Annotated in this window: 11 protein-coding genes; 10 read left to right on the top strand and 1 reads right to left on the bottom strand. The window is 66.6% G+C overall.

All coding sequences use genetic code 11. From position 1 onward, the window contains the following. Positions 1 to 60 precede the first annotated feature (60 nt). The 5 genes from E8F12_RS26815 (at position 61) to E8F12_RS26795 (ending at position 6,810) form a co-directional block, all read left to right on the top strand. Positions 61 to 1,671, top strand: a complete 1,611-nt coding sequence (locus E8F12_RS26815; protein WP_280328252.1) for a 5-guanidino-2-oxopentanoate decarboxylase — start codon at positions 61 to 63, stop codon at positions 1,669 to 1,671. Positions 1,672 to 1,759: 88 nt separating this feature from the next. Next, on the top strand, positions 1,760 to 2,989 hold the full coding sequence (gene alr / locus E8F12_RS26810; RefSeq protein ID WP_280328251.1) for an alanine racemase: 1,230 nt from the start codon (positions 1,760 to 1,762) through the stop codon (positions 2,987 to 2,989). Positions 2,990 to 3,028: 39 nt separating this feature from the next. After that, positions 3,029 to 4,219, top strand: coding sequence for a pyridoxal phosphate-dependent aminotransferase (locus tag E8F12_RS26805; protein ID WP_280328250.1), 1,191 nt, complete (start codon positions 3,029 to 3,031; stop codon positions 4,217 to 4,219). After that, a complete protein-coding gene (locus tag E8F12_RS26800; RefSeq protein WP_280328249.1) occupies positions 4,212 to 5,630 on the top strand; it encodes an aldehyde dehydrogenase family protein in 1,419 nt (472 codons plus the stop codon). The genes E8F12_RS26805 and E8F12_RS26800 overlap by 8 nt, the downstream gene beginning before the upstream one ends. Positions 5,631 to 5,646: 16 nt before the next feature. Continuing rightward, positions 5,647 to 6,810, top strand: coding sequence for an MFS transporter (locus E8F12_RS26795; RefSeq protein WP_280328248.1), 1,164 nt, complete (start codon positions 5,647 to 5,649; stop codon positions 6,808 to 6,810). A 10-nt stretch (positions 6,811 to 6,820) separates the two neighbouring features. Here the strand turns inward: E8F12_RS26795 and E8F12_RS26790 are convergent, their stop codons facing one another. Further along, positions 6,821 to 7,255 (bottom strand): Rrf2 family transcriptional regulator, encoded by a 435-nt coding sequence (locus E8F12_RS26790; protein ID WP_280328247.1) that lies wholly within the window; start codon positions 7,253 to 7,255, stop codon positions 6,821 to 6,823. 389 nt (positions 7,256 to 7,644) lie between these two features. Here E8F12_RS26790 and E8F12_RS26785 point away from each other — a divergent pair, with 389 nt between their 5' ends. The 5 genes from E8F12_RS26785 (at position 7,645) to E8F12_RS26765 (ending at position 11,806) form a co-directional block, all read left to right on the top strand. Continuing rightward, entirely contained in the window at positions 7,645 to 8,349 is a 705-nt protein-coding gene (locus tag E8F12_RS26785) for an NAD(P)H-dependent oxidoreductase (RefSeq protein ID WP_280328246.1), read from the top strand. A 307-nt stretch (positions 8,350 to 8,656) separates the two neighbouring features. Beyond that, entirely contained in the window at positions 8,657 to 9,064 is a 408-nt protein-coding gene (flgB, locus tag E8F12_RS26780) for a flagellar basal body rod protein FlgB (protein ID WP_280328245.1), read from the top strand. Between the two features lie 14 nt (positions 9,065 to 9,078). Continuing rightward, positions 9,079 to 9,525 (top strand): flagellar basal body rod protein FlgC, encoded by a 447-nt coding sequence (gene flgC, locus E8F12_RS26775; RefSeq protein ID WP_280328244.1) that lies wholly within the window; start codon positions 9,079 to 9,081, stop codon positions 9,523 to 9,525. Positions 9,526 to 9,544: 19 nt separating this feature from the next. Next, positions 9,545 to 10,231 (top strand): flagellar hook assembly protein FlgD, encoded by a 687-nt coding sequence (gene flgD, locus E8F12_RS26770; protein ID WP_280328243.1) that lies wholly within the window; start codon positions 9,545 to 9,547, stop codon positions 10,229 to 10,231. A 30-nt stretch (positions 10,232 to 10,261) separates the two neighbouring features. Then, a complete protein-coding gene (locus E8F12_RS26765) occupies positions 10,262 to 11,806 on the top strand; it encodes a flagellar hook protein FlgE (protein ID WP_280328242.1) in 1,545 nt (514 codons plus the stop codon). Positions 11,807 to 11,885 lie beyond the last annotated feature (79 nt).

Genomic DNA, 11,885 nt, shown 5'->3' with positions numbered 1-11,885 from the left:
CCCTCTCCCGAGCCCTCTCCCTGAAGGGAGAGGGAGCTGAATCTTCAGAGGAGAAACCTCATGCAAGACCAGAACACCCTCACCGGCGGCCAGGCCCTGGTCCGCCTGCTGGCCAACTACGGCGTCGACACCGTGTTCGGCATTCCCGGCGTGCACACCCTGGAGCTCTACCGCGGCCTGCCCGGCAGCGGCATCCGCCATGTGCTGACCCGCCACGAGCAGGGCGCCGGCTTCATGGCCGACGGTTATGCGCGCGTCAGCGGCAAACCCGGCGTGTGTTTCATCATCACCGGCCCGGGCGTGACCAATGCCGCGACGCCCATCGGCCAGGCCTACGCCGATTCGATCCCGATGCTGGTGATTTCCAGCGTCAACCACACCGCCAGCCTTGGCAAAGGCTGGGGCTGCCTGCACGAGACCCAGGACCAGCGCGCCATCACCGCGCCGATCACCGCCTTCTCGGCGGTGGCCCTGACCGCCGAAGACCTGCCCGAGCTGATCGCCCGCGCCTACGCGGTGTTCGACAGCGAGCGGCCGCGCCCGGTGCATATCTCGGTGCCGCTGGATGTACTGGCCGCCCCGGTCGCCCGCGACTGGAGCCATGAGGTGGTGCGCCGCCCTGGACACGGCCTGCCCGAGGCCCAGGCGTTGCATGCGGCGGCGGACAAACTCGCCGCCGCGAAGCGACCGATGATCATCGCCGGCGGCGGTGCGTTGCACGCCGCCGAAGCCGTGCAGGCGCTCAGCGAGCGGTTGGCCGCGCCGGTGTTCACCAGCGTCGCCGGCAAGGGCCTGCTGTCGCCCGAGGCACCGCTGAATGCCGGCGCCAGCCTCTGCGTGGCGCCGGGCTGGGAGATGATCGAGCAGGCCGATCTGGTGCTGGCCGTAGGCACCGAGATGGCCGACACCGATTTCTGGCGCGAGCGCCTGCCGTTGTCCGGCGAGCTGATCCGCATCGATATCGACCCGCGCAAGTTCAACGACTTCTATCCCAGCGCCGTAGCGCTGAAGGGCGATGCCCGGCTGACCCTGGATGCCTTGCTGGCGCTTCTGCCGGAGCAGGGCAGGGCGACAGCGCAGGCCGCCGCCCAGGTGGCGCAGCTGCGCGCGACGATCCGCCAGGGCCACGGGCCGCTGCAGGCGATCCACCAGGCGATCCTCGATCGCATCGCCGCCGCCCTGCCGGCGGATGCCTTCGTCAGCACCGACATGACCCAGCTGGCCTACACCGGCAACTACGCCTTCGCCAGCCGGGCGCCGCGCAGCTGGCTGCACCCCACCGGCTACGGCACCCTGGGTTACGGCCTGCCAGCCGGCATCGGCGCCAAGTTTGGTGCACCGCAGCGGCCGGGTCTGGTGCTGGTGGGCGATGGCGGCTTTCTCTACACGGCCCAGGAACTGGCCACTGCCACGGAAGAGCTGGACAGCCCGCTCGTGGTGCTGCTGTGGAACAACGACGCGCTGGGCCAGATCCGCGACGACATGATCGGCCTCGATATCGAGCCGATCGGCGTGCTGCCGCGCAACCCGGATTTTGCCGGCCTCGCCCGCGCCTTCGGCTGCACGGTGAAGCAGCCACAGAACCTCGACGAACTGGAAAGCGACCTGCACAGCAGTTTCGGCCATCCGGGCGTGACCCTGATCGAACTCAAGCACGCCTGCGCGCGCTGAGCAGATGCCCCCGCCCCCCGGCCAGCGCCGGGGTGGCGTACGACAACAACAAGGAGGCCGTCCGGCCATCCACCAAGGAGAGTCAACCATGCCTTTCAGCCGTTCCCTGCTCGCCCTGTCCCTCGGTCTGGTTCTCTGGCAAGGCCAGGCCCATGCCGCGCCGCCAATGTCGCTGGACAACGGCCAGTCGGCGTTGACCGCACAGACCAGCAACGCCTGGGTGGAGATCAACAAGGCCGCCTTCGAACACAATATCCGCACCCTGCAGGCCGAACTCGACGGCAAGTCGAAACTGTGCGCGGTGCTCAAGGCCGACGCCTACGGCCATGGCATCGGCCTGCTGATGCCCTCGGTGATCGCCCTGGACGTGCCCTGCGTCGCCATCGCCAGCAACGAGGAGGCCCGCGTGGTCCGCGCCAGCGGCTTCAAGGGCGAGCTGGTAAGGGTGCGCACCGGCACCCTGGCCGAGTTGGAGGAAGCCCTGCAGTACGAGGTCGAGGAGCTGGTCGGCAATGCCGATTTCGCCCGCCAGGCAGCGGCGATCGCCGAACGTCACGGGCGCACCCTGCGCGTCCACCTGGCACTGAATTCCAGCGGCATGAGCCGCAACGGCGTGGAGATGAACACCGAGCAGGGTCGCCAGGACGCCCTGGCCATCGTGCGCCAGCAGGGCCTGAAGGTGGTGGCGCTGATGACCCACTACGCGGTGGAAGACAAGGACGACGTGCGCAAGGGCCTGGCGGCTTTCAACCAGCAAGCCGATTGGCTAATCCGGGAAGCGGGTATGGATCGCAGCAGGCTGACCCTGCACACGGCCAATTCCTTCGCCACCCTGGAAGTGCCCGAGGCACGCCTGGACATGGTGCGCACCGGGGGCGCGCTGTTCGGCGATACCGTTCCCGCCCGCACCGAGTACAAGCGGGTGATGCAGTTCAAGTCCCACGTCGCCTCGGTCAACAGTTACCCGGCGGGCAACAGCGTCGGCTACGACCGTACCTTCACCCTCGGCCGCGACTCGCGCCTGGCCAACATCACCGTGGGCTACTCCGACGGCTATCGGCGGGTGTTCACCAACAAGGGCCATGTGCTGATCCAGGGCCATCGCGTGCCGGTGGTCGGCAAGGTTTCGATGAACACCCTGATGGTCGATGTCACCGACTTCCCCGGGGTGAAAGCCGGCGACGAGGTGGTGCTGTTCGGCAAGCAGGGCGCCAGCGAAATCGCCCAGAGCGAAATGGAAGACATCAACGGCGCGCTGCTGGCCGACCTCTACACCGTCTGGGGCAGCGCCAACCCGAAAATCTTGGTCGAGCAATAGACGCCGTCCTTGCTCGCCATCGTTCCGAGGAATTATCCGATGCGCTACTCCCAATTGACCCAACGCATTGCCGGCGACGGCGCGGCGGCCTGGGACATCCACTATCGCGCCCTGGCCCGCATGGAGCAGGGGGACGACATCCTCCTGCTGTCGGTCGGCGACCCGGACTTCGACACCCCGGTGCCCATCGTCCAGTCGGCCATCGACAGCCTGCTCTCGGGTAACACTCATTACTCCGACGTGCGCGGCAAGCGCAACCTGCGCGAGGCCATCGCCCGCCGCCATGGGCAGCGTAGCGGCCAGGCGGTGGACGCGGGCAACGTGGTGGTACTGGCCGGCGCGCAATGCGCGCTCTACGCCGTGGCCCAGTGCGTGCTCGACCCCGGCGACGAGGTGATAGTCGCCGAGCCGATGTACGTCACCTACGAGGCGGTGTTCGGCGCCTGTGGGGCCAAGGTGGTGCCGGTGTCGGTGCGCTCCGAGCACGGCTTCCGCGTGCAGGCCGAGGACGTCGCCGCGCTGATCACCCCGCGTACCCGTGCCCTGGCCCTGAACAGCCCGCACAACCCCTCCGGCGCCAGCCTGCCGCGCGCCACCTGGGAAGCCCTGGCCGAGCTGTGCGTTGCCCATGACCTGTGGATGATTTCCGACGAGGTCTACAGCGAACTGGTGTTCGAGGGCGAGCACATCAGCCCGGCCGGCCTGCCGGGCATGGCCGAGCGCACCGCGACCCTCAACAGCCTGTCGAAATCCCACGCCATGACCGGCTGGCGGGTGGGCTGGGTGGTCGCTCCCGAGGGACTCTGCGGGCACCTGGAGAACCTCGCCCTGTGCATGCTCTACGGCTCCCCCGACTTCATCCAGGACGCCGCCTGTACGGCATTGGAAGCGCGCCTGCCGGAGCTCGAAGCGATGCGCGAAGCCTATCGCCAGCGCCGCGACCTGGTCCTCGAATGCCTCGCCGGTTGCCCCGGGCTGCGTGCGCTGAAGCCGGACGGCGGCATGTTCGTGATGGTGGATATCCGCGCTACCGGGCTGTCCGCGCAGGACTTCGCCGACCGCCTGCTGGATCACCATGGCGTTTCCGTGCTGGCCGGCGAAGCCTTCGGCCCCAGCGCCGCCGGGCATATCCGCCTGGGCCTGGTGCTGGGCAGCGCGCCCTTGCGGGAAGCCTGCCGGCGCATCGCTCGCTGCACCGCCGAACTGATGGAGGAGAAACGCTATGCGTGAATATCGTCACCTGTACATCGGCGGCGCTTGGGTCGCGCCCCAGGGCAGTGGCCTGGCCGACGTGATCAACCCGGCCACGGAGGAGGTCGCCGGCCGCGTGCCGCTGGGCAATGAAGCGGATGTCGAGCGTGCGGTCGCGGCGGCGCGGCAGGCGTTCGCCGCCTGGTCGCGGACGCCTTCCGCCGTGCGCGCCGGTTATATCCGCGCCCTGGCCGAACAGCTCAAGGCCCGTGGCGATGAGATGGCCGGCCTGATCACCGCCGAACTGGGCATGCCGGTGCAGTGGTGCCGCATGGTGCAGGTGGACGGGCCGATCGAGGGGCTGGAAAGCTACGTCGAGATCGCTGCGCAGATGGACGCGGTGCGCGAGGTCGGCAATTCCCTGGTGGTGCGCGAGCCGGTGGGCGTCTGCGCCTTCATCAACCCCTGGAACTACCCGCTGCATCAGATGATCGGCAAGCTGGCACCGGCCCTGGCCGCCGGCTGCACAGTGGTGGTCAAACCGAGCCAGGAAACCCCGCTGCACGCCTTCCTGCTGGCCGAAATGATCGAGGCCATCGGCCTGCCGGCCGGGGTGTTCAACCTGGTCAGCGGGCCCGGCTCCAAGGTCGGCGAAGCGCTGGCGCGGCATCCTGACGTCGACATGGTTTCCTTCACCGGTTCCACCGGCGCCGGCGTGCGCGTGGCCGAGGCGGCAGCGCCGACGGTCAAGCGCGTGTGCCTGGAACTGGGTGGCAAGTCGCCACTGCTGATCGGCGCCGACGCCGACCTGGCCGCCGCCGTGCGCTATGGCGTGCAGGACGTGATGATCAACTCCGGGCAGACCTGCACGGCGCTGACCCGCATGCTGCTGCCGGCCAGCCGCTATGCCGAGGCGCTGGAGCTGGCGCGGGCCGAAACCGAGGCCCTGCGCATCGGTGATCCGCTGGACCCGGAATCCTTCCTCGGCCCGATGTGTTCCGCCGGGCAGCGGCGCACGGTGTGCGACTACATCCGCATTGGCGAGGAGGAGGGCGCCCGCCTGTTGACCGGTGGCATGGACGCGCCCGTCGGCCTCGAACGTGGCTTCTACGTACGACCGACCCTGTTCGCCGACGTGCACAACCAGATGCGCATCGCCCGCGAGGAAATCTTCGGTCCGGTGCTCTGCCTGATCCCCTACGCCGATGAGGAAGAAGCCGTGCGCATCGCCAACGATTCGCCCTTCGGCCTTTCCAGCGCGGTGTGGACCGCCAGCCCGCAACGCTCCCTGGAACTGGCGCGGCAGTTGCGCGCCGGGCAGTGCTTCGTCAATGGCGCCGCCTTCAACTACCGCGCGCCCTTCGGCGGCTACAAGCAATCGGGCAATGGCCGCGAGTGGGGCGAGGAAGGGCTGGCGGAGTTCGTCGAAACCAAGGCCATCCAGCTCTGATGGCGGGCGCGCTGCGATGATGGCGTCCAGGCCCCAGGCCTTCATGGCCCTGTACCTCGCCACCTTGCTGCTGCAGGTGGCGGCGGGGCTGCTCAATTCCTGGGTGGCCCTGCGCAGCCTGGCCCTCGGCACCGGCGACTTCCTGATCGGCTCGCTGATGGCGGTGAATGCCCTCGGCCTGGTACTGGGCGCGCTCAGTGGCTACTGGCTGATCGCCCGCATCGGCCATGTGCGGGCCTATGCGCTGGCGTGCGCGCTGGCGGTAGCGGTGACCCTGGCCCATGACTTCAGCACCTGGCTGCCGTTCTGGCTGCTATTGCGCTTCATCGTCGGGCTGGCCCTGATGAGCCTGTACATGGTGCTGGAGAGCTGGATCAACGAGCAGGTCGAGCCCGCGTCGCGCGGCAAGGTGCTGGCCTGGTACATGACCGCCTCCTTCCTCGGCCTGATCGGCGGCCAGCTGGGGCTGGGCCTCGGCGGCGGCGCCAGCCGCGCGCTGCTCGACCTGGTGGCCATCGCCTTCGCCCTCTGCCTGGTGCCGGTCGCCTTCACCCGGCGCCCGTTGCCCCAGGCCGTCGCGCCCAGGGCAAGCCTGCAGCCGTTGCACTTCGTCCGGCGGGTGCCGCAGGCGCTGCTGGCCATAGTCGTCACTGGGCTGCTGTCCGGCGCCTTCCACGGCCTGGCGCCGGTCTACGCCAGCCAGCAAGGGATGGATGCGGCCATGGTCGGCCTGTTCATGGCGTCGTGCCTGGCGGCGGGCCTGCTCGCGCAGTTCCCGCTGGGGCTGCTGTCGGATCGCTTTGCGCGCCCACGCCTGATCCGCCTGTTCGCCCTGCTGTTGGCCGTCGCCTGCCTGCCGTTGTTGTGGACACCGGTACCCTTGGCGCTGCTGCTGGTCTGCGGTTTCGTCATCGGACTGATGCAGTTCTCGCTCTACCCGTTGGCCCTGGCGCTGGCCAACGAACGGGTCGAGAGCCAGGAACGGGTGTCGTTGGCGGGGCTGTTCCTGGTGGGCTTCGGCCTGGGCTCCAGCATCGGGCCGCTACTGGCCGGGGCGGCGATGGAGGTGTTCGGTGGGCGCGCGCTCTACGGCTTTTCCGCGCTCTGTGGCCTGGTCCTGGCACTGCTGGTGCGCGAGCGCCTGGCGGGCCGGCAGCCGGTCGCGGCGGGGGAGGGCTGAGGTGCGCGCCTCAGTCCTGCGCGTCGCGGGGGGTATCGAAGGCCACGAACAACTGGTCGGCGGTGATCTTTTCCAGGTCCAGGCGGACATTGGCTTCGAGCATGGCGAACAGTCCGGTGAAGACTTCATGGACCTTGCAGTGGTCTTCCATGCCGGAGAAGGGGTCGTCGATCTTCTCGGCGATCAGCGAGCTTTCCTGCACCGCATCGTAGACCTCGCGCAAGGTGATCTGCTGCGGCGGGCGGGCCAGGGTCAGGCCGCCGCCCGCGCCACGCTGGGATTTCAGGATGTCGGCCTTGACCAACTGCGACACCAGATTGCGCACCCGCGTGGGATGCACCTTCACCCATTTGGCGATGGTTTCGGTGCGCAGCTTCTGCGGCGCGTTCGCGGCGACGAAGGAGAGGATGTAGGACGCCGTGATCAGGCGGGTCGACTGGCTCATGCAGGAGGCTCCGGGCGCAGCGGGCGTTGGGCGGACGTGAAAGGTTATTGACCGGATAACAATTAGTAAATGCCCCGGGCCATTTCAGCCGGCCAAAGGTAAGGCGAGTCAGCGGACGAACCGACAAAGACGCAATTGCCAGCACTGGAGTTCGCCTCAGGCAATTGTTAATGTTGCGATCGCGATAACAATTAAGCCGCGGCACCTCACCGGCACCAATCGTTTTCTCTGACCAGAACAGGGGTTACTGCAATGAGCGATAACAGGAACAAGATCACTCAGGCAATCCAGGGCTTCCAGCTGGAGTGCCGCGACTTCCTCAAGCTCGGGGCCATGGCTGGCCAGGCCCGGCCCCTGGCCATCCAGATTTAGCAACCCGAGAAATCACCATGAATGTATTGATCGTCCACGCGCATCCCGAGCCGCAATCCTTCACCAGCGCCCTGCGCGACCTGGCCGTGGAAACGCTGCAGGGGCAGGGGCACCAGGTCCAGGTCTCGGACCTCTACGCGATGAACTGGAACCCGGTGGCGTCGGCCTCCGACTTTTCCGAGCGCGCCAACCCGGACTACCTGGTCTATGCCCTGGAGCAGCGCGAGGGCGTCAAGTCCGGGCGGCTCGCCGCAGACATCCAGGCCGAGCTGGACAAGCTCCTCTGGGCAGATCTCGTGATCTTCAACTTCCCGCTCTACTGGTTCTCGGTGCCGGCCATGCTCAAGGGCTGGATCGACCGTGTCCTGGTGTCCGGGGTCTGCTACGGCGGCAAGCGCTTCTACGACCAGGGTGGCCTGGCCGGCAAGAAGGCATTGGTGAGCCTGACCCTGGGCGGGCGCGAACACATGTTCGGCGACGGCGCCATCCATGGCCCGCTGGAGGACATGCTGCGCCCGCTGCTGCGCGGCACCCTGGCCTACGTCGGCCTCGAAGTCCTGCCGCCCTTCGTGGCCTGGCACGTGCCCTATATCAGCAACGAGGCGCGGCAGGATTTTCTGCGCTCTTATCAGGCGCGCCTGCAGGGGCTCGAGGGAGCGGTGCCGCTGGAGTTCCCCCGCCTGGAGCAGTTCGACGAGCGCTTGTACCCGCTGGCGCGATGAGTGCAGGAAGGCCGCCCGAGGGCGGCCTTCTTCTTTTTGCAGGGTGCGCCGTGCGCAACGGAATCCTCGCGCGCAATGGCCGGTGCGCGCAGCGCACCCTACGGCCGTCCTCCTTTCGCCGTCCAGTCGGGCGGCAAGCAGCGGCAAACACCCTTGCCGCTTTGCCGCTCCGGTAGCGTCCTGTTGCCGCTTATTGCCGCCCTGATTCTAATCAAGCCATTGAAAATTAAAGAAAAATAATAATGGCACGGCCCTTGCTGTATCTCTGGCAAGCAACCCAGATTGCCAATGGCAAAGGTTCCGGACCATGAGCATCAGTTTCGAAAAGGCCCTCGGCATCCACCAGCAAGCCCTCAGCTTCCGCGCCCAGCGCGGCGAGGTGCTGGCCAACAACATCGCCAATGCCGATACCCCGAACTACAAGGCTCGCGACCTGGACTTCGCCAGTGTGCTCGCCCAGCAGGCCGAGAAGGCCGCTCGCGGCAGCTTCCAGGCAACCCGTACCAGCGAGCGCCACATCGCCGCCGACGGTTTCGAAATGGGTGAAGGCGAGCTGAAGTACCGCATTCCGTTCCAGGCCGCTATCGACCAGAACACCGTGGACGCCCAGCTGGAGCAGTCGAATTACACCGAGAACTCCATGCAATTCCAGGCCAGCTTCACCTTCCTCAACAGCAAGTTCAAAGGGCTGATCAGCGCCCTGCGCGGCGAGTAACGGAGAGCCAAGCCATGTCCCTGTCCAGCATCTTCAACATCGCCGGCACCGGCATGAGTGCGCAGAACACTCGGCTGAACACCATTTCCAGCAACATCGCCAACGCCGAGACGGTGTCCTCCAGCCTCGACCAGACCTACCGCGCGCGCCACCCGGTGTTCGCCACGATGTTCCAGAACTCCCTGGGTGGCGGCGATCGCGGCTCGCTGTTCGCCGGGGACGACCAGTCCGGCGCCGGCGTGCAGGTGCTCGGCGTGATCGAGGATCAGGGCACCCTGACCCCGCGCTATGAGCCGAACCATCCGGCGGCCAATGCGGAAGGTTACGTCTATTACCCCAACGTCAACGTGGTCGAGGAAATGGCAGACATGATCTCCGCCAGCCGGTCCTTCCAGACCAACGTGGAAATGATGAACACCGCCAAGCAGATGATGCAGAAGGTGCTGACCCTGGGTCAGTGATAGGAAGCGAGGGAACAGCATGAGTGTCAGCAGCGCATCCACGAGCAACACCACCCAGTCGGTGCTCGACCAGTACAGCCGCACCACCGAAACCAAGAAAAGCAACGAGCTGGGCAAGAACGAATTCCTCGAACTGCTGGTCGCCCAGCTGAACAACCAGGACCCCCTGGCGCCCCAGGAGAACGGCGAGTTCATCGCCCAGCTGGCGCAGTTCAGCCAGGTGGAAGGTATCGAGAAGCTGAACACCAGCATGGGCTCGCTCCTTTCCGGCTACCAGTCGTCCCAGGCCCTGCAGGCCTCGTCCCTGGTAGGCCGCAAGGTGATAGTCCCGACCGACAAGGCCGTGGTGGACACCAGCGAAACCTTCAAGGCCAGCGCCACGCTGCCGGTGTCCAGCAGCAACGTCTGGGCCAACGTCTATGACACCAACGGCTCGCTGGTGAACCGCGTCAACCTGGGTCAGCAGTCCGCCGGCAGCGTCAGCTTCATGTGGGACGGCAAGGACTCCAACGGCAATCTGATGCCGCCCGGCACCTACAAGTTCGAGGCGCAGGCCCAGTACGGCGACGAGACCAAGGGGCTCTACACCCTGCTGCCGGCCAACGTCGACAGCGTCACCCTGGGTCAGAACGGCGGCGAGCTGATGCTCAATCTCGCCGGCATCGGCAGTGTCGGCCTTTCCAAGGTTCAGGTCATCGGTCAGTAGCGGCCGGCAAATTCGGCAAGGAGTAATCGGATGAGTTTCAACATCGGGCTGAGTGGCCTGCGCGCCGCCAACAAGGACCTCAACGTCACCGGCAACAACATCGCCAACGCCGGGACCACCGGATTCAAACAATCCCGTGCGGAGTTCGCCGACGTCTATGCATCCTCGGTGCTGGGCAGCGGCAAGAACTCGACGGGCAGCGGCGTGCTGCTGTCGAGCGTTTCCCAGCAGTTCAACCAGGGCAACATCAACTACACCCAGAATGCCCTGGACATGGCCATCAACGGCAACGGTTTCTTCCAGGTCAGCAACAACGGCGCCCTGAGCTACTCCCGGGCGGGTTATTTCGGCACCGATCGCAGCGGCTACATCGTCGACAACTACGGCTACAACCTGCAGGGCTACACCACCGACGCCAACGGCGTGCTGCAGACCGGCTCGATCGGCAACCTGAGGATCCAGACCAACAGCCAGGACCCGAAGGCCACCGGCAGCGTGACGCAGGGCTTCAACCTGAACTCGACCAATGCCGTGCCGACCAATGCCTTCAGTCCCACGGACCCGACCAGCTACAACTCGTCGACCTCGACCAACATCTTCGACAGCCAGGGCAACTCCCACGTGATGACTCAGTACTTCGTCAAGACCGGGCCGAACGCCTGGCAGATGAACGTACTCATCGACGGTAGCCACCCGTTGGCGGGCGTGGCCAACCTGGCCGCCACCACCGCGGCCGGCGCCGGCGGGGCGACGCCGGCCAGCGTGGCTGCCGCTGTGTCGGCGCTGTCCGGTCCCGGCTCCACGGTGTTGCCGGCCCAGGTGACGGCCGCCACCAATGCCGCAGCGGCGGCGGGGGCAACGGTCGAGAGCGTGGTCGCGGCCATCGCCGCAGCGGGCAAGACCCCGGTAAGCGCGAACCTGAGCTTCGACTCGGTGGGCAAGTTGCAGCCGATCGGCGCCACCAACCCCGTGGCCTATGATCCGAATGCCGTACCTGCCATGCCGGCGCCGCAGCCGACCGATGTGTGGGAAAGGAATGCCGACGGCACCCTCAAGATCAGAAGCTGGATCCCCTCCACCTCCAATGGTCAGCAGAACCCGGTGTTTCTCGCCAACGGGGCGCAGGCCAACGCCACCGGCGTCAACCTGGATTTCCGCCAGGCGACCCAGTTCGCCAGCGCCTTCGCGGTCAACAGCGTGGCCCAGGATGGTTACACCACCGGCGAGCTGGCGGGGGTGGAGATCAGCGACACCGGCGAGATCTTCGCCCGCTATACCAATGGCCAGTCGCGGATCCAGGGGCAGGTCATCCTGGCGAACTTCGCCAACGTCCAGGGGCTGGCGCCGGTGGGCAAGACCCAGTGGATCCAGTCCTCGGACTCCGGAGAGCCGGTGCGTAACCCGCCGGGCTCCGGAACCCTGGGCTCCATCCAGTCGGGTGCACTGGAAGACTCCAACGTCGACCTGTCGGATCAGCTGGTGAACCTGATCGTCGCCCAACGCAACTACCAGGCCAACGCCAAGACCATCGAGACGGAGAGCGCCGTGACCCAGACCATCATCAACCTGCGTTGATGAGCTGCTGCGCGTCGGCCATGCGTCGTTGAAAGTGGCCCGAGGAATGCTCATTTACAGTCGTAAACTCGGATGCGAG

Source organism: Pseudomonas sp. BN102 (genome assembly GCF_029871245.1).
In the GTDB taxonomy this organism is placed as follows: domain Bacteria; phylum Pseudomonadota; class Gammaproteobacteria; order Pseudomonadales; family Pseudomonadaceae; genus Metapseudomonas.
Note: the sequence above shows the minus strand (reverse complement) of the source record. Positions and strands in the feature narration are given on the sequence as shown.